This is a genomic window from Arthrobacter rhamnosi, from assembly GCF_054510975.1.
This window is the reverse complement of sequence record NZ_JBTNDN010000001.1, coordinates 632575-653854: the sequence shown is the minus strand read 5'-3', so window position 1 is coordinate 653854 and position 21280 is coordinate 632575. Positions and strand designations below refer to the sequence as shown.

Here is a 21280-nt window from a genome sequence, read left to right as displayed (position 1 = left end):
TCCGTCGCGTACCCACGTCCCGCTGTGCTGGCGGCAGGGGAATATCCTGTCCGCAGACAAAGTTGAGTCAAGTACACTCAATGTGAATGCCGTGGGGAATGCCGGATTCCCCTCCTCGGACCAGAAAGGAACCGCGCGTGGATACCAACTTCACCACCAAGAGCCGTGAGGTGCTGTCAGCCGCCGCCATGAACGCATCCACGGCGGGCAACGCCCAGATCGAGGCGCCGCACTTCCTCAAGGCGCTCTTGGATCAGCGCGACGGGATCGCCGTCGCACTCCTGAAGGCGGCCGGCGCGGACCCCGACAGCGTGAGCGTGCAGGCGAGCTCCGCGATCAAGGCCCTGCCGTCGTCGTCGGGCTCTTCCGTCGCGCAGCCCCAGTTCTCCCGCGGCGCCCTCCAGGTGATCAACGCGGCGAAGCAGGAAGCGGAGACCCTCGGGGACCAGTTCGTCTCCACGGAGCACCTCCTGCTGGCGCTCGCGGCCGACAGCGGTGCCGCCGGCACCATCCTGCGCTCCCTCGGCCTCACGCGCGAGGCCCTCGCATCCGCGCTGCCCGGGGTGCGTGGAGACCGGCGGGTGACCACGCCCGATCCGGAGAACACCTTCCAGGCGCTCGAGAAGTTCGGTGTGGACCTCACCGAGGTAGCGCGCAGCGGCAAGCTCGATCCCGTCATCGGGCGCGACGCCGAGATCCGCCGCGTGGTGCAGGTGCTGAGCCGCCGCACGAAGAACAACCCGGTCCTGATCGGCGAGCCCGGGGTGGGCAAGACCGCCGTCGTCGAGGGCCTGGCCCAGCGCATGGTCGCCGGGGACGTCCCCGAGTCGCTCCGCGGCAAGTCGCTGATCAGCCTCGACCTCGGATCCATGATCGCCGGAGCCAAGTACCGCGGCGAGTTCGAGGAGCGGCTGAAGGCCGTGCTCGAGGAGATCAAGGGCTCCAACGGGCAGGTCGTGACGTTCATCGACGAGCTCCACACGGTCGTGGGCGCGGGTGCATCCGAGGGCTCGATGGATGCGGGCAACATGCTCAAGCCGATGCTGGCGCGCGGCGAGCTCCGGCTCATCGGCGCGACGACGCTGGACGAGTACCGCGAGAACGTGGAGAAGGACCCGGCCCTGGAGCGCAGGTTCCAGCAGGTCTACGTGGGTGAACCCTCCGTACCGGACACGATCGGCATCCTGCGCGGCCTGAAGGAGCGCTACGAGGCGCACCACAAGGTCTCGATCGCCGACTCGGCGCTCGTCGCCGCCGCCACGCTGTCCCACCGGTACATCCCGGGCCGGCAGCTGCCCGACAAGGCCATCGACCTCGTGGACGAGGCCGCGTCGCGCCTGCGGATGGAGATCGATTCCGCTCCTGTGGAGATCGACGAGCTGCGCCGCGCGATCGAGCGGATGCGCATGGAGGAGATGGCGCTGTCCCACGAGAAGGACGAGGCGTCCCTCGAACGGCTGCAGGCACTGCGCGCCGAGATGGCCGACCGCCAGGAGGAGCTCGACGGGCTGAACGCCCGGTGGGAGGCCGAGAAGGCAGGCCTCAACCGCGTCGGCGACCTGAAGGCGTCCCTCGACGACCTGCGCTCGCAGGCCGACCGCGCCCAGCGCGAGGGCGACCTCGAGACGGCGTCCCGCATCCTCTACGGCCAGATCCCGCAGGTGGAGCGCGAGCTCCGTGAGGCGCAGGCCGCCGAGGAGCAGACCGCAAACTCTCCCGACCTGATGGTCGCCGAGGAAGTCACCGCGAACGACATCGCGGAGGTCATCTCCGCCTGGACAGGTATCCCGGCCGGCCGGATGCTCCAGGGTGAGAGCGAGAAGCTGCTCGCCATGGAGGAGGTCATCGGCGCGCGGCTCATCGGCCAGCAGCGGGCGGTGTCCGCGGTGTCCGACGCCGTCCGGCGCGCCAGGGCCGGCGTGTCCGACCCGAACCGCCCCACGGGTTCCTTCCTGTTCCTCGGTCCCACCGGCGTGGGCAAGACGGAGCTCGCCAAGGCCCTCGCCGACTTCCTGTTCGACGACGAGCGCGCGATGATCCGGATCGACATGTCCGAGTACTCGGAGAAGCATTCGGTCGCGCGCCTCGTGGGTGCCCCTCCGGGATACGTGGGCTACGAGGAGGGCGGCCAGCTCACCGAGGCCGTGCGGCGCCGCCCCTACAGCGTGGTGCTGCTCGACGAGGTGGAGAAGGCGCACCCGGAAGTGTTCGACCTGCTCCTGCAGGTGCTGGACGACGGGCGCCTCACGGACGGCCAGGGCCGGACCGTGGACTTCCGCAACGTCATCCTCGTGCTGACGTCGAACCTCGGGTCGCAGTTCCTCGTGGACCCCGCGCTCGACGACGCCGCGAAGCGCTCCGCCGTGATGTCCGCCGTGAACGCGAACTTCCGGCCGGAGTTCCTCAACCGGCTCGACGACGTGGTGATCTTCGATCCGCTGAGCCTCGACGAGCTCTCCCGGATCGTGGAGCTGCAGGTCAGGTCGCTCGGTGAGAGGCTGCGTGACCGTCGGCTCGAACTGGACGTCAGTGCCGCGGCCAGCGAGTGGCTCGCGCTCACCGGATTCGATCCGGCGTACGGTGCCCGTCCGCTGCGCCGGCTCGTCCAGCGCGAGATCGGCGACCGGCTGGCGAAGGGCATCCTCGCCGGCGAGATCATCGACGGTGACACCGTCGTCGTCGACCGGCAGGAACCGGACCCGGACGCGGCCGGCGACGTGGGCCTCGACGGAGGCGGACTGCTGGTGCACGCCGCGCGCTAGCCGGGAGGACCACGGGTACCGTGCAAGGGGAGGAACCGGGGTTCCTCCCCTTCGTGCATCCGCCCCCGGCGTCAGGATCCGAGCAGGCTCTGGCTCACAGTGCCGCTGTTCCCGATCACCGCGAAGCAGTCGACCCTGCGGTCGCCGTCCGCCCAGGTCCCCTCGGTCGGGGTGGCGCGGAGGAGGGTCACCTGGAGCTCCTCGGTGACCACGTCGGGGTTGACGTCGGCCGAGGCGGCCGCGCAGGCGGCCTCGGCGCGGAGGTCGAGCTGTTCGCGTCCGGGGAACTCGGCATCCTCCGGGTAGTCCTCGCTCGCCAGGAGCTGCGCGTTGTGCGGTTCGCTGCAGTCCACGCGCACGGCATCCTCGGTGACCTCGGTGAAATCGGCGAGGCACTCGCCTGCTGCGAGCGACGAGGGATCGACGCGCTCCTCGTTCCTCCCGCCGCCCAGGAGGGAGACGAGCAGCCAGACGAGGAGCCCCAGGAGCACGACGGCGCCGCCGATGAGCAGCAGCAGCGGCAGGACGCTGCTGCCGGCGGACGTCCTGTCCTGCGCCGCATGCGCACCGGTGTCCTCAGGATCCGACGCCGTCGGGATCCACGCCGCCCGGGCATCGTCGGCCGGTCGGGGTTCTGCCGGGGACTCCTGTCCTGCCGGCCCGATCGAGGCGGGATCGGTGCCCGGGTACAACCCCGGATGTCCGAGGCCGGGCTCGCCACCCTGGGGAGGGAAGGCGTACGGGCCGCCGACGGGTCCGGGCGCCGCGCCCGCTGTGCCTCCGGCCGGAGCAGTGCCATCGGGGACTGCACGGACCACCGGCGCGGTGGCCGGCAGGGGTCCGCCCACCAGTGTCCCAGCCTCCTCGGCTGCGGCCGCCACGGCCCGCGCCTCGGCGGCAGCATCCTCCAGCGAGGCGGCCTCCGCGGTGTCCCTGCTGATCTGTGCGGGTCCGAGGGCGGGGTCCTGCAGGTCGAGAGTCTCGGGCGACACCGACAGTTCGGGCTCCAGGGTGCCGGCGGAGACGTCGCCGTCGTCGAGCACGATGGCGTCGGCGTCCACCACGTCCGGCCCGTCGGGGCCGTCCGGCCCGTCCGGTCCGGGGTGGTTCCCGGGCTCCCTGGGTGCCTGCTCCTCGTTGCTCATGGTGGGCCGCTGTCTCCTTGTATTCCTGGTGCGCGTGCTGCCGGGGGCTCCGGCGTGGCTTCGACTCTATCCAAGATCCTCCGGGGAGGACCGGACCCGGCACCGGAGGCCGCGTGCACGGACCGCGGTCCGCCGTCGAGGCCTTCTCCGGAGCCCGGCGGAACCCGCGCTCGGATGCCGCGGAAAGCATGTAATCTATACCTACGACAAACTGACCAAATACTCCGGGGCCTCGCTGCAGCCTTGGGCCTCGTGCCCCAGTGACCACCTCCGGATCGACGCACAAAGGGGGTCACGCCATGGGGCGCGGCCGTCAAAAGGCAAAAGCTACAAAGCAGGCCAGGGACATGAAGTACTTCAGCCCGGCCACTGATTATTCGGCACTGCAGCGAGAGCTCACAGGCCCGGGTAGTCGTGCGTCCACGCGGCGTACCGAACCTCTCGAGCCGGTTGAGCCGGATTACTCGGAGTACGCGGACAAGTACGCCGATGATCTCGACGACGATGGTGAGGAGAGCGGCTCGCGCCGCATCGGCTGACCTTCGGTCGACCGATCTTCTCGATACCGCACACGGCGCATCCGTCCTCCGGGACGATGCGCCGTTCTGCGTGCCCGAACGCCGGGGGCATTCCCGGACCGGCCTTAGGAGGGTGACGCGAGGAGCGGCTGGAAGGCGAGTTCCGCCGCTCCTACCAGCAGGAGTTCCGGGCCGAGGGCTGCGCGGCGCACCTGCACCCCGCCGGCCAGTGATCCCCGGTTCACCGCCTCCGTGAGCTGGGCGCCGTGGAAACCGAACAGCGAGCCGAGGAAGCCGCCGAGGACGATCAGCTCGGGGTCGAAGATGTTGACGAAATTCACCAGGGCGACGGCGAGCAGCTCCAGCTGGCGCTCGGCTTCGTCCCGGACGGCCTGTGCGGGGTCGTCGGACAGCACGGCCTCGAGCGCCTCGATACCGCCCCCCGACAGGCCCGCCGCGTCGAGCAGCCGCTCCAGCCGGACCTCGGCGTCGAGGCAGCCCGAGCGCCCGCAATGACAGGCGGACCCGCCCGCGCGGACCAGCGTGTGGCCCAGTTCGCCGCCGTAGCCGCGGCTCCCGACCAGCTGTGCACCTCCGGTCACGATGCCGCCGCCGATGCCGCTCGCACTGCCGTTGAGGTACACCGCGTGGTCAACACCGATCGCGGCGCCGAAGATGCTCTCGGCGAGCGATCCGAGGGACGCATCGTTGGCGGCGACCGCGGGAAGGCCCAGGGCGCTGCCGAACGGTCCGGCGAGGTCGGCGTCCCGCCAGCCCAGGTGCGGTGCGATGAGCACACGCCCTGCGCCCGCGTTGACGAGTCCCGGAAGCGCGATGCCGACACCGAGGACCTGGTCGAGGCGCGCCAGGACGGGGCGGAGGTCGGCGACGATGTCGTCCGTGAGCCGCACCGCGTCGTCGAGGGACGGCACGCTGCGGGTCTCGCGGCGCACGCGCGCATGCACCTTCCCACCCAGGCCGACGACGCCGACGGTCAGGGCGTCGATGTCGGGGTTAACGGCGATCACGGCGACCCCCGGGTTGGCCTGCACGATGGGGCTGGGACGTCCCACCCTGCCGTCGCCCGCCGGTTCCGTCTCGTGCACCAGGCGCTTCTCCGCCAGGGCGGATACGAGGGCGCCGACGGTCGAACGGTTGAAGCCGCTGCGCCGGGTCAGTTCGGAGCGGGAGAGCGGGCCGTTCCGGTGCACCGTCGTGAGGATCTGGGACAGGTTCTGTGTGCGAAGGCTCTCAGTGCCGTTCATTCCGCCGGGTAGCCGCACGGCCCTGGGTTCTCCTTCGTCCTGCAGGAGCCCTCGGCACCTGGTCTCGGCCTATCGTATCCAGAAGCGCGCGCGGTCACGCCCGCTGCGGCGCCGGCCGCGCGGCGGACGCGGCAGCGGTGGAGGGAGCAGCGGTGCTCTGGCGCACCACGAGGCTGGTGGCGAGGTCGAGCCGCAGGTTGTTGGGGCGCTCGCCGTCGCGCAGGCGCAGGACCATGCGCGTGGCCTCCTCGGCCATCTGGATGAGCGGCTGGTGCACGGTGGTCAGGGCAGGGCTGGACCACTGAGCCAGCTGCAGGTCGTCGTAGCCCACGATCGACAGCTCGTCGGGAACCCGCAGCCCGATCTGGCGTGCCGCGTCGAGCACACCCAGCGCCTGGAGATCGCTGCCCGCGAAGATCGCCGTGGGGGGATTCGGCCCGCGCAGCAGCGTGAAGGCGTGGTCGCGTCCGCCGTCGACGTGGAAGTTCCCGTAGCGGATGAGTTCCGGGTCGATGGGCAGGGAGGCCAGGTTCATGGCGGAGCGGTAGCCGTCGATCCGGGCGAGGGAGCACATCATGTCCTCCGGCCCGCTGATCGCGGCGATCCGGGTGTGGCCGAGGTCGATGAGATGCCGTGTGGCCATCATCCCGCCGGACCAGTTCGCCGAACCGACGGAGGGGACGTCGGGAGCGGGGTCCCCGGCGGGATCGATGATCACGAAGGGGATCGAGCGTGCGTCGAGCTTCCTGCGGAATTCCTGGGGCAGGTCGGAGAAGACCAGGACGACGCCGGCGGGGCGCCTCGACAGGATGCCTTCGATCCACTCGGGGCCCGGAGCGTGCCGTGTTCCCGTCTCGGTCAGCACCACGCTCATGCCGTGCTCGCTCGCCACGTTCTCCACCCCGCGGATGAGTTCGAAGGCCCAGGCGCTTTCCAGCTCGTGGAACACGAGTTCGACGAGACCCGCCTTGGCCGCCGATTCCTTGCGTCGGCGGTAGCCGTGCTCCTCGAGGAGCTCCTCAACTTTCGCCCGGGTTTTCGGGGACACGTCAGCACGACCGTTGAGGACCTTGGAGATCGTGGAGAGGGATACACCCGCAGCCGTCGCAAGCTGGGCGAGGGTGACACGCGGTTCTTCCGCCGGAATCGACATGCGCACAGCTTACATGCGGGGTCGACAGCGGCCGCGGCACGGGACTGCGCCTGTCCCTTCCGCAATTTGTGACCGGCAGCACATCCGGCTTGCATAGTGAGACCCCGGTTACATACACTCAACCCATCACACAACTTTCGATATAATCGTCGAAACTTTCGAGAGGCGTTCAACGATGAACAACCGAACCTGGATGTCCCGCAGCCTTGCGGGCACCGCGGTCATGATGCTGGGCCTCACCCTCGCCGGGTGCGGCGGAGGAGGCGGCGACGCTTCGAGCCGGCCCGAGAACGAGCTGCACCTCGCCGTGTACGGCGATGCCAGCAACAAGGTCGAGCAGGCCATGGTGGACAAGTTCAACGAGACCTCCGACGTCAAGGTCGTGCTCGACACGATCCCCGGCGCGGACTACCAGACCAAGCTGCAGACCATCATCGACACCGACTCCGCCCCGGACATCTTCTTCAACTGGGGTGGCGGAAGCATCGCGAACTTCGTGAAGGCCGACCTGCTGCTGCCCCTCGACGACTTCATCGAGGAGGACCCGCAGCTGAAGGACGCCTTCCTGCCGTCCGTCTTCGACACGGCGGTCGTCGATGACAAGAGCTATGGCATCCCGATGCGCGGCACCCAGCCCGTCATGCTCTTCAACAACTCCGAGGTGCTCAAGAAGGCCGGCATCGATGCTCCGCCGGCAACCTGGGACGACCTGCTCGAGGACGTCAAGAAGCTGAAGGCGGCGGGCGTGACCCCGATCGCGCTCGGCGGCGCGGACCAGTGGCCGACCCAGATGTGGTTCCAGTACGTCTTCGACCGCGTGGCCGGCGAGGACCTGTTCCAGGCCGCGCTCGACGGCGACACGAGCGTCTGGGACTCCGAGGAGAGCCGCGAGGCCCTCGGCAAGCTGCGGGAACTGATCGACGCGGGTGCCTTCGGTACCAACTTCGACTCCGTGAAGTTCACCGACGGCGGGTCTCCCACCCTGCTCTCCAGCGGCCGGGCAGGCTTCGAACTCATGGGTTCGTGGGCCTATGCGACGCACCTGGACGCCAACCCCGAGTTCGCCGAGAACGTGCTCGGCTACAGCGAGTTCCCCGCGATCGAAGGCGGAGAGGGCGATCCCGACAACCTCGCCGGCAACACGAACAACTTCTACTCCATCACCAAGGACACCCGGTACCCCGAAGAGGCTGCCGAGTTCCTGAAGCTCATGTACTCAGACGAGTTCGTGCAGGAGCAGATCGCCATCGGCAACCTGCCCACCACCACGAACACGGAGGAGTTCCTCGATCAGGCCTCGAACCCGGAGTACGCGAAGTACCAGTTCGACCTCGTGAAGGACGCGCCGCACTTCCAGCTCTCCTGGGACCAGGCCTACCCGCCCGAGGCGACCGTCACCATCCACACGGCCGTAGCGCAGTTCTTCAGCGGCCAGATCGATGAAGATGGCTTCATCAAGGCCATGCAGAGCCTGTAGGACACACCATGACAACGCTTGCTACCCGCAGGCGGCCAGCGCCGGGCGGCTCCACCGTGAGCCGCCCGGCCCGCTCGGGCGCCTCGTCCGTCGGACGCCCGGGCTTCGCCTGGGCCCTGCCCGCCACCATCTTCTTCGCGCTCTTCGCACTCGTTCCCCTGGCCGCCGTCGCCGTCCTGTCCTTCACGTCGTGGAGCGGACTCGGTGACCCGGAGTTCGTGGGGCTCGACAACTGGAAGACGCTCATCGCCGATCCGGTGATGCTCAAGAGCCTCTGGCTCAGCCTCCTGTTCATCGTCCTCGGGGTGGTCACCCAGACGCCGCTGAGCATCCTGCTCGGTGTCTGGGCAGCGGGCAACCAGCGCAACCGCGCCGTGCTCAGCGCCATCTACTTCATCCCGCTGCTGCTGTCCTCGGCTGCGATCTCCGTCCTCTGGCGGGCGCTGCTCGATCCCAACTTCGGCATCCCCGGCCAGCTGTCGTGGCTGTTCGGCGACGGCAACCTGCTGGGCACGCAGACGGGGGCCATCGGCGTCCTCATCTTCGTGGGCATGTGGCAGTTCACGCCCTTCCACACCCTGATCTACCAGGGTGCGGCCAAGGGCATCCCGCCCGTCCTCTATCAGGCGGCGTCCATCGACGGCGCGGGCATGGTGCGCCAGTTCTTCTCCATCACCCTGCCGCAGCTGCGGAACACGGCCATCACCTCGATCATCCTGATGGTCGTCGGCGGGCTGACGACGTTCGAGACGGTGCTCATCCTGACCAACGGCGGACCGGGTACCGACACCACCATCACCGCCTTCTACATGTACCAGCAGGCGTTCCGGAGCTTCGACTTCGGCGTCGGCAGCGCCATCGCCCTGGTACTCGTCGTCGTCGCGACCGCGATCTCCCTCGTGGTGGTCAAGGTCTCCGGCTACGACAAGATGAACAGCTCGCTGGAAGGACTCTGATGAAGACCCGTCCCAACCACCTCGCGGGCATCGGCTCCTTCCTTTGGCTGCTGATCGTCGCGATCCCCCTCTACGTCATGATCTCGGGGACGTTCCAGACGCGCGCCGAGTTCGGCGACAACGGGCCCCTGTCCTTCCCGACCAGCTTCACGCTGCAGAACTACGCGGATGCCATCACGAGCGGCTTCGGACGGTATTTCCTGAACACCCTCGTGGTCACCGTCGGCGTCGTCGCGATCGTCCTGCTGCTCGTGCCGCCGCTGAGCTACGCGATCGTGCGCAGCCGGAGCCGTGCGGCGTCGTTCGTGTTCCGCTTCTTCCTGCTGGGTCTGGCGATTCCCGCGCAGGCCGTGATCGTGCCGGTGTTCTACCTGATCAACACCGTGGGGCTCTACGACAACCTGATCGGCGTCATCCTCCCCACGGCGGCCTTCGCACTGCCGATCTGCACGCTCATCCTCAGCGGGACCATGCGCGACATCACGGGGGAACTGTACGAGGCGATGGCCATGGACGGCGCGAGCCCGGCGCGTGCCTTCTTCCGGCTGGTCCTCCCGCTGTCCAAGGGCGGGATCTCCACGATCGCCGTCTTCTCCGCGCTGCAGGCATGGAACGGCTTCCTGTTCCCCCTGATCCTGACCCAGTCCGAGAGCACCCGCGTGGTGACCCTCGGCCTCTTCAACTTCCAGACCCAGTACGGCATCAACATCCCGGGTCTGCTCGCCGCGGTCACGCTGTCGATGGTGCCCGTACTGCTCGTCTACCTGTTTGCGCGCCGCGCGCTTGTCCAGGGCCTCATGGGCGCTGGCGGAAAGTAACCATGACTGAAACAACACTGAACGACGCCCCGTGGCGGAACACCGCCGCAACACCCGAGGACCGGGTCGAGGCCCTGATCCAGGCGATGACCCTTCGCGAGAAGGTCGCCCAGCTGGTCGGCGTCTGGGTCGGCGCCAACACCGAGGGCGGCGAGGTGGCTCCCCACCAGAACGAGATGAACGAGCCCGTCGACCTCGACGAACTCCTGCCGCACGGCCTGGGCCAGCTGACCCGGCCCTTCGGCACCGCACCCGTGGAACCAGGGCTCGGCGCCCTGTCGCTGCAGCGGACCCAGGAGCGCATCGCGGCGGCCAACCGCTTCGGCATCCCCGCCCTTGTGCACGAGGAATGCCTGGCCGGCTTCGCAGCCTGGAAGGCGACCGCCTATCCGGTGCCCCTGGCATGGGGTGCCACGTTCAATCCCGACCTGGTGCGGACCATGTCCTCGGCGATCGGCGCGGACCTCCGCTCCGTCGGCGTCCACCAGGGACTCGCTCCGGTGCTCGACGTCGTGCGCGACGCCCGCTGGGGCCGGGTCGAGGAGACCATCGGCGAGGACCCCTACCTGATCGGTACCATCGCCACGGCCTACGTGCAGGGACTGGAACGGGCCGGCGTCGTCGCGACGCTCAAGCACTTCGTGGGCTACTCGGCGTCCAAGGCCGGCCGCAACCTCGCCCCGGTCTCCATCGGCGAGCGCGAGCGCGCCGACGTGCTCCTGCCTCCGTTCGAGATGGCGGTCCGCGAGTCCGGGGTGCGTTCGGTGATGCACGCCTACACGGACATCGACGGCGTGCCGACGGCGGCCGACGCCTCGCTCCTGACCTCGCTCCTGCGCGATACGTGGGGCTTCGACGGGACGGTGGTCGCCGACTACTTCGGCATCGCCTTCCTCAAGGAGCTCCACCGCGTGGCCGCGACGCTCGGCGATGCCGCGGCGGCAGCGCTGACGGCCGGCGTGGATGTCGAACTCCCGACGATCCACACCTTCGGCGAGCACCTGCTCGCCGAGATCGACGGCGGCAGGCTGGACGAGGGGCTCGTCGACCGGGCGCTCCGCCGCGTCCTGCAGCAGAAGCTGGACCTCGGCCTGCTCGATCCCGAATGGTCACCGGTTCCTCCGGCCCTGGCCGGCGCCGGGGCCCGTGTCCCGGTCGTCGACCTCGACACCCCCGCCAACCGTGCCATCGCCAGCGAGCTCGCCGAGCAGTCGATCGTCCTGGTGCGCAACGGCGGGATCCTGCCGCTCGCCGGCGCTCCCCGCATCGCCCTGATCGGTCCCAACGCGGACACGCACCGGGCCTTCCTGGGCTGCTACTCCTTCCCCGCCCACGTGGGGGAGCAGCACCCCGAGGTGGAGATGGGCCTCACCATCCCCACGGTCGCGGACGCCGTCCAGCGAGAGTTCGCCGACAGTGACATCACGATCGCCGCGGGCTGCACCATCGATGGCACCGCGACGACGGGCTTCGACGAGGCGCTTGCCGTCGCCGGCGGTTCCGACGTCGTCGTCGCCGTCCTCGGGGACCGTGCGGGGCTCTTCGGCCGCGGCACGAGCGGCGAAGGGTGCGACGCCGAGTCCCTCGCGCTCCCGGGCGTCCAGCAGCAGCTGCTCGACGAGCTGCTCGCGACCGGCAAACCGGTCGTCGTCGTCCTGCTCACGGGGCGCCCCTATGCCCTCGGGTCCGCCGCGACCGATGCCGCCGCCATCGTTCAGGGGTTCTTCCCCGGCGAGGAGGGTGCGGCCGCTGTCGCCGGTGTCCTGAGCGGGAGGATCAACCCGAGCGGGCGCCTACCGGTCAGCATCCCGGGGACGCCAGGCGCGCAGCCGTCCACCTACCTCGCGGTTCCGCTGGCGCAGGCGAACAGCGTGTCCAACATCGATCCGACGGCGGCGTTCGCCTTCGGCCACGGCCTCGGCTACACGGACTTCACCTGGCAGGACGTGGAATCATCGGCGGATACCGCCGCCACGGACGGCGAGGTGACCGTGGAGATCACCATCACCAACGCGGGCGGGCGCGACGGCGTCGAGACCGTGCAGCTCTACCTGCACGACCCGGTGGCATCCGTCGTCCGGCCGGTGCAGCGACTGATCAGCTACGCACGCGTGCCCCTGGCGGCGGGGGCCTCGGCGCGGGTCGCCTTCACCGTCCCTGCCGACGTCACCGCCTTCACCGGGCGCGACGGACTGCGCGTCGTCGAGCCGGGGACGCTCGAGCTCCGGCTCGGCGCCTCGAGCAGCGACATCCGCGCCACCGTGCCCCTCACGCTGACGGGGCAGGCCCGGCACGTGGACCACACGCGCCGCTTGCACTGCGACGTCACGGTGCACTCCCTCTGACACGCCGCGAGTGACCTGCCGGCATCACGCCGGACCGCAGCCCGCTTCCGCCCTCGCGGGAGCGGGCTGCGGCGTTCCCGGATGCAGGCGGGCATTCCCGGGAGGCGACCGAGGCCTGCGTCAGGTCTTCACCGGCGGTACCGCTGACGAGGGGCGCACCGCCCGCGGCACACCCCCGGCAACCAGTTCAACGTGCTGTCAAGCCTGAACGGTGCGCCGAGCATCCCCGTCGACGGCAGTGCCCTGACGGTCGGCGGGCTGATCGACCTGGCCATCGCGATCCTCGTCCCGCTTACCGGCGCCATCCTCGGCGGCAAGGCCGGGATGCGCTTCCACCGCAAGGTCGACCAGGTGGGCATCAACCACCAGGCCGGCATCTAGCTCCACTGCTCCGCCAGGGCGACACCCGGACGAGACCGGGACGCCACCAGAACGACGACGAGGCACCGACCCGGGTGGGTCGGTGCCTCGTCGTCGTACGGGGTGGATCGCCGTACTGGCCTAGAACGTCACGGACCCGACTGCTGCCCGGTACTGCTCGCGAATGACCGGACGGTGATCCGGCGTCTGGTTCTTCAGGGTGTCCACCGACCACTGTGGCCGTGATCCCGTCAGGGCCCACGCGGCCTGTACCGCGGCCCCCCGTGCCACGTATTCCCCGGGCGCCGGGATGCGGACCGGGAGGTCGAACACCTGCGCGGCGACCTCCTGGACGGCGCCGTTCTGGGCTGCTCCGCCGATCAGCAGGAGATGCCGCGGCTCGACGCCCGTTGCCCGCACGGCGTCCAGCGCGTCCGCCAGCCCGCACAGCATCCCTTCGATGGCGGCCCGCGCCAGGTTCGCGCGGGTGCTCGAGGCGATGCTGAGGTTGTGGAAACTGGCCTTGGCCGTCGGCAGGTTCGGGGTGCGCTCACCTTCGAAGTAGGGCACCAGGACCACGCCGTCGGCTCCGGGCGCGGCCTCGCGGGCCAGCCCGGCGAAGCCGTCGTGGTCCACGCCGAGGATCCCCGCCACCGACGACAGCACGCGTGCCGCGTTGAGGGTCGCCACGAGGGGAAGGAACAGTCCGCTGGCGTCGGCGAATCCGGCCACCGCTCCCGAGGAGTCGGCGACCGGTTTCGGAGCGACGGCGAAGACCGTCCCACTCGTTCCGAGGGACACGACGACGTCACCCTCCTCCGCACCGAGCCCGAGGGCGGCGCCGGCGTTGTCGCCCGCACCCGCCCCGAGGACGATCCGGTGGGTTTCCGATGTGAGGAACGAGGAGTGCACGGTGCCCGCGACCGTCTCGGCCGGGAGGACCCGGGGGAGGATGACCTCGGTCCCGTCGCCCGAGGCCGTGTCCCCGGCACCCTGCGCTTCGCGCGCGGGGCGGCCGAGGATGTCCTCGAACAGGGCGAGATCGTATCCACCCGTCGCCGGGCTCCAGTAGCCGGTGCCGCTGGCGTCGGAGCGGTCCGTCACCAGTTCCTTCAGCACGGGGCCGAGGGGAGATTCCCCCGCCGGCCCGAAACCGCGCAGGCGCCAGGTCAGCCAGTCGTGGGGGAGTGCGACGGCAGCGATCTCCGGGACCACGGCGGGTTCGGCGTCGCGAACCCACCGCACCTTGGCGCCGGTGAACGACGCCACGGGGACCAGCCCGGTGCGGGCCACGAGCTCATCGGCACCGAACTCGCCGATCAGGTCCCGTGCCGCGCCGGCCGATCGCGTGTCGTTCCACAGCAGTGCGTCGCGCAGTACCCTGCCGTCGCGGCCCAGCAGCACCATTCCGTGCTGCTGGCCCGCGACTGCGAGGGCACCGACGTCGTCCGCCAGTCCTCCTGCGGCCTCCAGTGCGGACCGCAGGGCCTCCCACCATGCGCCGGGGTCGACCTCCGTGCCCTCCGGGTGGAGGGCACGGCCGCTACGGACCTCCGCGCCGGTCGCCGTGTCGACGACGACGACCTTGCAGCTCTGTGTGGACGAGTCGACGCCAGCAACGAGGGCCATGGATCAGCGGGCGCCGAGCAGGTGCTCGATGAAGAGCTGCTGGAGCTTCACGAAGCCGAAACCCTTGCCGTTGAAGTAGGACTCGGTGTCGAAGTCCTCGTAGGAGGTGCGGTCGGCGCGCAGCGCGTCGTAGCCCTCCCCGGGGTTGAGGGTGGGCTCGTTGATCTCCGAGACACGTGAGGCGGCCAGGGCAGCCTGGACCTCGGGATCCGCGCGGAACGCTGCAGCGCGCTCCTTGAGCAGGAGGTAGGTCTGCATGTTCGCCGCAGCGGAGTCCCAGACGCCGTCCATGTCCTCGGTGCGGCTCGGCTTGTAGTCGAAGTGCCGGGGGCCGTCGTACGAAGGGCCGCCGGCAGGTCCGCCGAATTCGAGGAGGTCCACCAGCGAGAAGGCGTTCTGGAGGTCGCCGTGGCCGAAGACGAGGTCCTGATCGAACTTGATGCTCCGCTGGCCGTTGAGGTCGATGTGGAACAGCTTGCCCTGGTACAGCGCCTGGGCGATGCCGTGGGTGAAGTTCAGCCCCGCCATCTGCTCGTGGCCGGTCTCCGGGTTGATGCCGACGAGTTCGGGGCGCTCGAGGGTCTCGATGAACGCCATCGCGTGGCCGAGGGTGGGCAGGAGGATGTCGCCGCGGGGTTCGTTCGGCTTCGGCTCGATGGCGAAACGGATGTCGTACCCCTTGTCCGTCACGTAGTCACCGAGCAGGTTGACCGCTTCGCGGTAACGTTCCAGGGCGCCGCGGATGTCCTTGGCCGAGTCGTACTCGCTGCCTTCACGGCCGCCCCACATGACGAACGTCTTAGCGCCGAGTTCCGCGGCGAGGTCGATGTTGTCCAGGACCTTGCGCAGGGCGAAGCGCCGCACGCCGCGATCGTTGCTCGTGAAGCCGCCGTCCTTGAAGACCGGGTGGCTGAAGAGGTTGGTGGTGACCATCGGCACGATCAGGCCGGTGGACTTCAGGACGCCGGTCAGGCGGTCGATCTCACGCTGCCGGTCGGCCGGGGAGCAGCCGAAGGGGAACAGGTCGTTGTCGTGGAAGGTGATGCCGTACGCGCCGAGGTCGCTCAGGCGGTTGACGGCCTCGACGACGTCGAGCGGTGCTCGGGTCGCTGAGCCGAACTGGTCCTGGGCCTCCCAGCCCACAGTCCAGAGTCCGAAGGAAAATTTGTCATCGCGGGTGGGCTCGATCGCCATTGAGTGCTCCAGGAAGTGTGTGTGACCAATATGTTGCCGTTACAAACATATTAGGTTTACGCCCAGAGTCAAGCCCGAATCTTCTGGTGGCGCGGCCGGCCCTCAGCTGCTGAGCGCGCGCACGCTCGCGCGGGTCACCAGGCGGGTGGACAGTTCGATGCGGGGACTCTCCACCGGCTCGCCGCGGATCAGGCGTACGAGGGTTCGGGCCGCCAGTGTGCCCATCTCCGAGAGCGGCTGCCGGACCGTGGTGAGCGGCGGTGATGCCCACCCTGCCTCGGGGAGGTCGTCGAACCCGATCACGCTGACGTCGTCGGGGACGCGCAGGCCCTGCTGGCGCGCGGCCTCGTAGACGCCGAGGGCCATCTGGTCACTCGCGGCGAAGATCGCGGTGGGACGGTCGGCCCGCGAGAGGAGGTCCCGTCCCGCGGCGAACCCGGAGGCGTAGTCGAAATCCCCGCCGAGAACGAGGGAGGGGTCGAACTCGATGCCGGCAGCGTCGAGCCCTGCTCGGTACCCGTCGAGGCGTGCACGGCTGCACCACAGTCCGGGCCGGCCCGCGACGAAGCCGATGCGGCGATGGTTCTGCTGGATGAGGTGCTCGGTGGCGGTGACCGCGCCGGTCCAGTTCGTCGCCCCGATGGTCGGCACCTCCAGGTCCGGTACGCCGGCAGGATCGACGACGACCACGGGCAGGTTGAGGCGCTGCAGTTCCGCGTGCAGGAACGAGTCGAGGTCTGTCGTGACGAGGATGGCGCCGTCGCTGGTCCTCGCACCGAGGGTGTCGAGCCACTTGCGGGTGGAGTCGGCGCTTCCCCGGCGGTGGATGGCGGACACCACGACGGACAGGCCCTCGGAGTTCAGGGACTCCTCGACGCCCCGGATGATCTCGACGGCCCAGGGGCTGTCCAGATCGTTGAAGACCAGGTCCACCAGTCCGGAGGGCGCCGCCTGTGCTGTCCCGCGGCGGCGATAGCCGTACTCGCGCAGCAGGACCTCGACGCGCTCGCGGGTTGCGGGAGCGACGTCGGAGCGGCCGTTGAGGACGCGCGACACCGTGGGGATGGAGACTCCGGCCGCCGAGGCGATCGCCGAGATCGTCACCGCGGGGTGGGCGTTGTCCTGCACGTGAGCCTCCTCGGGCCACCTCGGGCGACAGATGCCTCCCGGAACCATTTTCCTTCGCACTCTTGACCTGTGGTGCGCAGTGTTCCTAACCTACAGCAACGGCATTTCCGGAAAGTTCCGGAAAAGTTCCGACGAAAGTTTCGGACAGCCGCACCTGAAGTACCTCAAAGGAGAGCTCATGAAGGCCCGTCAGTCCCTTGCCGCCGCAGTCCTCGCGTCGGCGCTGATTCTTCCCACCGCAACCCCCGCACTCGCAGCACAGGAAGCACCCCAGAAGCCCGGAATCGAGAAGCAGGACACCCTCCGCTGGGCGGCCCCGCAGGACCTGAAGATCGGCACCGCCGTCGCGGGCGGCGGCCACCACGAGACCCAGCCCTACCCCGCCCCCTTCACCTACGACGCCGCGTACCGGGAGCACCTCGCCGCCGAGTTCAGCTCCGTGTCACCGGAGAACCAGCTGAAGTGGGAGTTCGTGCACCCCACACGCGACACCTACCGCTTCGCCGAGATGGACGCCATCGTCCAGTTCGCGCAGGAGAACCACCAGGTGGTCCGCGGACACACCCTGTTCTGGCACAGTCAGAACCCTGCCTGGCTGGAACAGGGCAACTTCTCGAAGGACGAGCTGCGCGCCATCCTGAAGGACCACATCCAGACCGTCGTGGGCCGTTACGCAGGCAAGATCCAGCAGTGGGACGTCGCCAACGAGATCTTCAACGGCGACGGGACCCTGCGCACCACGGACAACATCTGGATCCGTGAACTGGGTCCGGAGATCATCGCCGACGCGTTCCGCTGGGCCCACGAGGCCGACCCCAAGGCGAAGCTCTTCTTCAACGACTACGGCGTGGAGGGCGTCAACGCGAAGAGCAACGCCTACATCAAGCTCATCCCGCAGTTGAAGGCCCAGGGCGTACCCGTGGACGGCTTCGCCATCCAGGGTCACCTGAGCACGCGCTACGGCTTCCCCGGCGACCTCCAGACCAACCTGCAGCGCTTCGACGACCTCGGGCTGGAGACGGCGATCACCGAGATCGACGTGCGGATGGACGTGGCAGCGGGGACCAAGCCCACTGCCGCACAGCTCGAGAAGCAGGCGAGCTACTACCAGCGGGCACTCGACGCCTGCATCTCCGTGGAGGAGTGCAACTCCTTCACGATCTGGGGCTTCACCGACAAGTACTCCTGGGTCCCGGTGTTCTTCTCCGGTGAGGGCGAGGCGACCGTGATGTGGAACGACTTCACCCGCAAGCCCGCCTACTACGCACTCCAGGAGAGCCTCGAGCAGGCGTCCCCCGGGCGCGGTAACCGCTAGGCACCACCAGCACGACCACCAGCACGACAACCAGCACGGCAACCAGCACGGCAACCAGCACGACAACCAGCACGACAACCAGCACGACAACCCCCAGCAGTCTGTGGCCCGTCCGTACGCGGACGGGCCACACCATCAAGGAGAACCATGAGACAACGACGTCTGGTCGCAGGCGCTACGGCGTTCGGCCTGATGACGGGAGCCGGCGCCCTCGCGCTGCCGGCGGCCCAGGCCGACGAACCGACAGTACTGCTGAACGAGGATTTCGAGGACGGCAGCTTCAGCCCGCTCGCGCAGAACGGCGGGCCCGCTCTGTCGGTCGTCGACGCCGACGGCGACAAGGCCCTGCTGGTGAAGGGCAGGACCAACGACTACGACGGCATCAAGACGCCGGCCAACCTCCTGCAGGCGGGAGGAACCTACACCTTCTCGGCGCAGGTGAAACTCTCGGCGGCAGCCGGCACGACGACGTCGGCGCGCTTCGTCGTCGAACCCGCCTACAGCTGGGTGGGCAACACCACGGTGTCGGCGGATGCCTGGACGACGGTGACCGGCACCTTCAACGCGCCCGCCGGAGCCGACCCGGCAACGCTGCGGGCCTACCTCGGAACGGGAGACCTGGGTGCACCCTACGACTACCTCGTGGACGACGTCGTGATCACCGGAACGGCCGCACCCGCCGACGGCGGAGCCTGGCAGCCCACACCCGACCCCTCCTTCGTCCCGGGCGGTGCGGTGAACCCCACCACCACGCCCCTCGCCTCGGCACGCGCGACGGGCAACGCCGTCGCCCTGACGTTCGACGACGGGCCGAACCCGGGCGAAACGGCCGCCGTGCTCGACCTCCTGCGGGACAAGGGCATCACGGCGACCTTCTGCATCATCGGACAGAACGTCCAGGCCTCCGGCGGCGCCGAGCTGCTGCGGCGCATCGTCGCCGAGGGGCACACGCTGTGCAACCACGGCACGTCCTACGCGGACATGGGTTCGTGGACCCAGGCGCAGGTCGAGACCGACCTCAAGGAGAACCTCCGGATCATCCGGGCGGCCCTCGGCAACCCGACCCAGCAGGTTCCCTACTTCCGGGCACCCAACGGCAGCTGGGGCGCCACCGGTGAGGTCGCCGCAGCGCTCGGCATGCAGCCGCTCGGCCTCGGCAACATCATCTTCGACTGGGACGGCAACGACCTCAGCGAGGCGACCCTGACCGCGAATCTCCGCAAGGCCTTCACGCCCGGCGCCGTGGTCCTCGCCCACGACGGCGGCGGAGACCGCTCGAACACCGTTCGGGCCGTCACGACGGTTGTCACCGAGAAGCTCGCCGAGGGGTGGACGTTCACCCTGCCGCGCGGCGGAGCCGCGGTTGCAGGATCCGTCGGCATCACCTCCGGGTTCGAGTCCGGCACCGACGGCTGGACGGCCCGGGGCACCGGCGTCTCCGTCACGGCGAGCAGCGATGCCCGCACCGGTTCCGGCAGCCTGCTCGTCACGAACCGCACGCAGCCCTGGCACGGAGCAGCACTCGACGTCACGGCCGGCCTGCCGGTCGGGACAGCGGTCGAGGTGTCCGTGTGGGCGAAGCTCGCACCGGGCCAGGCGCCGGCATCGCTCAAGGTGTCCGTACAGCGTGACAACGGCGGCGGAAGCGCGTACGACAGCGTCGCCGGTGCCGGAGCCTCGGTCACGGCCGATGGCTGGACCCAGCTCAAGGGCACCTACACGCTCGGTGCGGCTGCGGACAAGGCGCAGGTGTACGTCGAGGGTGCGGTCGGAGTGGACTTCCTGCTGGACGACTTCAGCCTCGCACCGTTCGCGGAGACGTCCATCCAGACTGATGTCCCCGGTCTGAAGGACGTGCTCGGCGCTGACGGGATCGAGCACGTCGGTGTGGCCATCGATGCGCGGGAGACCGTGGGAACGGCCGCCGACCTCGTGCGCAAGCACTTCAACGCCTTCACGCCCGAGAACGCGGGCAAGCCGGAGAGCGTGCAGCCGGTCGAGGGACAGTTCACCTTCACCCAGCTGGACCAGCTGCTGGACTTCGCGGACGCCAACGACGTGAAGGTCTACGGACACGTGCTCGCCTGGCACTCGCAGACCCCGGCATGGTTCTTCAAGGACGGGACCCGCGACCTCACGAACAGCCCGGCCGACCAGGCGCTCCTCAAGGCGCGCATGGAAGCGCACATCAAGGGCATCGCGGACCACATCAACGCCCGCTACCCCGACGGGAACAGCCCCATCTGGGCCTGGGACGTGGTCAACGAGGTCATCGCGGACGGCGACAACGCCAACCCGCACGACATGCGGGACAGCCGCTGGTTCCAGATCCTCGGCGAGGGCTTCGTGGACCAGGCCTTCCGCCTGGCCGACCGCTACTTCCCCGACGCGGCCCTGTTCATCAACGAGTACAACACCGAGATGCCGGAGAAGCGGGCCGACTACCTCGAGCTGATTCGCGCACTCGAGGCCCGCGGCGTGCCGATCGACGGCGTGGGGCACCAGGCCCATGTCGACGTCGCCCGCCCCGTGCAGTGGCTCGAGGATTCCATCAAGGCCGTCGAGGCGCTGGATCCGAAGCTCCTGCAGGCCATCACCGAACTGGACGTCAACGCCTCCACGGAGAACCAGGGAGCCGATGTCAGCGGCGCTCCGGTGGATCCCTACAGCCCGGCGTTCGAGGACGACGCGGACGCAGCGGCGGAGGTCGGCTACTACTACCGCGACCTCTTCGCCATGCTGCGCGAGCACAACGAATCCGTCGACTCGGTGACCTTCTGGGGCATCAGCAATGCCCGCACCTGGCTGCGGACCTGGCCGATGGCCCGACCCTGGGAGCAGCCGCTGCCCTTCGACGACGAGCTGCAGGTCACGCCGGCCTACTGGGGCATCGTCGACCCGGCCAAGCTGCCCGCACGGCCGGCCGATGTGCTGCCGCCGCGGATCGCGGACACCTCGGACATCACGGCGGTCGCCAACGGGGCCAGCGGCGCCAAGGTGGCCTATGTCCTGCCGTCGGCCATCGACACGCTCGACGGCGTGGTGCCACTGGCCTGCGTACCCCTATCGGGGAGCCGCTTCCCGGTCGGCATCACGACGGTCACATGCACCGCGACGGACGAGGCCGGGAACTCCCGGACCAGCTCGTTCGACATCGTCGTGACGCGCAAGCAGGCGGGGAAGTCCTGACGCAGGGCACTGAACCGCACTGAGTA

At 69.2% G+C, this 21280-nt stretch carries 15 protein-coding genes; 9 read left to right on the top strand and 6 right to left on the bottom strand.

What is annotated here, in order from left to right; all coding sequences use genetic code 11:
- Nucleotides 1–137: 137 nt before the first annotated feature.
- Nucleotides 138–2762 (top strand): ATP-dependent chaperone ClpB, encoded by a 2625-nt coding sequence (gene clpB / locus ACX80J_RS03030; RefSeq protein ID WP_459345172.1) that lies wholly within the window; start codon nucleotides 138–140, stop codon nucleotides 2760–2762.
- A 71-nt stretch (nucleotides 2763–2833) separates the two neighbouring features.
- Here clpB and ACX80J_RS03025 read toward each other — a convergent pair whose 3' ends face one another.
- Nucleotides 2834–3907: a septum formation family protein gene (locus tag ACX80J_RS03025; RefSeq protein ID WP_459346764.1), complete on the bottom strand. Its 1074-nt coding sequence runs from the start codon at nucleotides 3905–3907 to the stop codon at nucleotides 2834–2836.
- Nucleotides 3908–4206: 299 nt separating this feature from the next.
- Between ACX80J_RS03025 and ACX80J_RS03020 the strand changes: the two genes are divergently transcribed.
- Nucleotides 4207–4446, top strand: a complete 240-nt coding sequence (locus ACX80J_RS03020) for a DUF3073 domain-containing protein (RefSeq protein WP_087074409.1) — start codon at nucleotides 4207–4209, stop codon at nucleotides 4444–4446.
- Between the two features lie 104 nt (nucleotides 4447–4550).
- Here the strand turns inward: ACX80J_RS03020 and ACX80J_RS03015 are convergent, their stop codons facing one another.
- Together ACX80J_RS03015 and ACX80J_RS03010 are read right to left on the bottom strand one after the other, a co-directional pair.
- The gene (locus tag ACX80J_RS03015) at nucleotides 4551–5690 is read right to left on the bottom strand and encodes an ROK family transcriptional regulator (RefSeq protein ID WP_459345653.1); all 1140 of its coding nucleotides are present in this window, start codon (nucleotides 5688–5690) and stop codon (nucleotides 4551–4553) included.
- Between the two features lie 94 nt (nucleotides 5691–5784).
- Nucleotides 5785–6843: a LacI family DNA-binding transcriptional regulator gene (locus ACX80J_RS03010; protein WP_459345652.1), complete on the bottom strand. Its 1059-nt coding sequence runs from the start codon at nucleotides 6841–6843 to the stop codon at nucleotides 5785–5787.
- A gap of 175 nt (nucleotides 6844–7018) precedes the next feature.
- Here ACX80J_RS03010 and ACX80J_RS03005 point away from each other — a divergent pair, with 175 nt between their 5' ends.
- The 5 genes from ACX80J_RS03005 to ACX80J_RS02985 all read left to right on the top strand — a co-directional run bounded on the left by ACX80J_RS03005 (nucleotide 7019) and on the right by ACX80J_RS02985 (nucleotide 12820).
- A complete protein-coding gene (locus ACX80J_RS03005; protein ID WP_459345651.1) occupies nucleotides 7019–8320 on the top strand; it encodes an extracellular solute-binding protein in 1302 nt (433 codons plus the stop codon).
- An 8-nt stretch (nucleotides 8321–8328) separates the two neighbouring features.
- Nucleotides 8329–9276 (top strand): carbohydrate ABC transporter permease, encoded by a 948-nt coding sequence (locus tag ACX80J_RS03000; RefSeq protein ID WP_459345650.1) that lies wholly within the window; start codon nucleotides 8329–8331, stop codon nucleotides 9274–9276.
- A complete protein-coding gene (locus tag ACX80J_RS02995) occupies nucleotides 9276–10094 on the top strand; it encodes a carbohydrate ABC transporter permease (protein WP_459346763.1) in 819 nt (272 codons plus the stop codon). Before ACX80J_RS03000 ends, ACX80J_RS02995 begins: the two co-directional genes overlap by 1 nt.
- A gap of 2 nt (nucleotides 10095–10096) precedes the next feature.
- On the top strand, nucleotides 10097–12439 hold the full coding sequence (locus ACX80J_RS02990) for a beta-xylosidase/alpha-l-arabinosidase (RefSeq protein WP_459345649.1): 2343 nt from the start codon (nucleotides 10097–10099) through the stop codon (nucleotides 12437–12439).
- 192 nt (nucleotides 12440–12631) lie between these two features.
- The gene (locus ACX80J_RS02985) at nucleotides 12632–12820 is read left to right on the top strand and encodes a hypothetical protein (protein WP_459346762.1); all 189 of its coding nucleotides are present in this window, start codon (nucleotides 12632–12634) and stop codon (nucleotides 12818–12820) included.
- 120 nt (nucleotides 12821–12940) lie between these two features.
- Here ACX80J_RS02985 and ACX80J_RS02980 read toward each other — a convergent pair whose 3' ends face one another.
- From ACX80J_RS02980 to ACX80J_RS02970, 3 genes are all read right to left on the bottom strand, one after another.
- A complete protein-coding gene (locus ACX80J_RS02980; RefSeq protein WP_459345647.1) occupies nucleotides 12941–14428 on the bottom strand; it encodes a xylulokinase in 1488 nt (495 codons plus the stop codon).
- A 3-nt stretch (nucleotides 14429–14431) separates the two neighbouring features.
- Nucleotides 14432–15622, bottom strand: coding sequence for a xylose isomerase (gene xylA / locus ACX80J_RS02975; RefSeq protein ID WP_459345646.1), 1191 nt, complete (start codon nucleotides 15620–15622; stop codon nucleotides 14432–14434).
- 102 nt (nucleotides 15623–15724) lie between these two features.
- Nucleotides 15725–16750, bottom strand: a complete 1026-nt coding sequence (locus tag ACX80J_RS02970; RefSeq protein ID WP_459346761.1) for a LacI family DNA-binding transcriptional regulator — start codon at nucleotides 16748–16750, stop codon at nucleotides 15725–15727.
- 178 nt (nucleotides 16751–16928) lie between these two features.
- On the opposite strand from ACX80J_RS02970, the gene ACX80J_RS02965 reads away from it, so the two are divergent.
- A complete protein-coding gene (locus ACX80J_RS02965; RefSeq protein ID WP_459345644.1) occupies nucleotides 16929–18065 on the top strand; it encodes an endo-1,4-beta-xylanase in 1137 nt (378 codons plus the stop codon).
- 147 nt (nucleotides 18066–18212) lie between these two features.
- Nucleotides 18213–21254, top strand: coding sequence for an endo-1,4-beta-xylanase (locus ACX80J_RS02960; RefSeq protein WP_459346760.1), 3042 nt, complete (start codon nucleotides 18213–18215; stop codon nucleotides 21252–21254).
- Nucleotides 21255–21280: the final 26 nt, after the last annotated feature.

Bases quoted from the DNA above. Each gene is read 5' to 3' on its own strand.
- ACX80J_RS03025 (WP_459346764.1), bottom strand. From the start codon at position 3,907: ATGAGCAACGAGGAGCAGGCACCCAGGGAGCCCGGGAACCACCCCGGA.
- ACX80J_RS03020 (WP_087074409.1), top strand. From the start codon at position 4,207: ATGGGGCGCGGCCGTCAAAAGGCAAAAGCTACAAAGCAGGCCAGGGAC.
- ACX80J_RS03015 (WP_459345653.1), bottom strand. From the start codon at position 5,690: ATGAACGGCACTGAGAGCCTTCGCACACAGAACCTGTCCCAGATCCTC.
- ACX80J_RS03010 (WP_459345652.1), bottom strand. From the start codon at position 6,843: ATGTCGATTCCGGCGGAAGAACCGCGTGTCACCCTCGCCCAGCTTGCG.
- ACX80J_RS03005 (WP_459345651.1), top strand. From the start codon at position 7,019: ATGAACAACCGAACCTGGATGTCCCGCAGCCTTGCGGGCACCGCGGTC.
- ACX80J_RS03000 (WP_459345650.1), top strand. From the start codon at position 8,329: ATGACAACGCTTGCTACCCGCAGGCGGCCAGCGCCGGGCGGCTCCACC.
- ACX80J_RS02995 (WP_459346763.1), top strand. From the start codon at position 9,276: ATGAAGACCCGTCCCAACCACCTCGCGGGCATCGGCTCCTTCCTTTGG.
- ACX80J_RS02990 (WP_459345649.1), top strand. From the start codon at position 10,097: ATGACTGAAACAACACTGAACGACGCCCCGTGGCGGAACACCGCCGCA.
- ACX80J_RS02980 (WP_459345647.1), bottom strand. From the start codon at position 14,428: ATGGCCCTCGTTGCTGGCGTCGACTCGTCCACACAGAGCTGCAAGGTC.
- xylA (WP_459345646.1), bottom strand. From the start codon at position 15,622: ATGGCGATCGAGCCCACCCGCGATGACAAATTTTCCTTCGGACTCTGG.
- ACX80J_RS02965 (WP_459345644.1), top strand. From the start codon at position 16,929: ATGAAGGCCCGTCAGTCCCTTGCCGCCGCAGTCCTCGCGTCGGCGCTG.
- ACX80J_RS02960 (WP_459346760.1), top strand. From the start codon at position 18,213: ATGAGACAACGACGTCTGGTCGCAGGCGCTACGGCGTTCGGCCTGATG.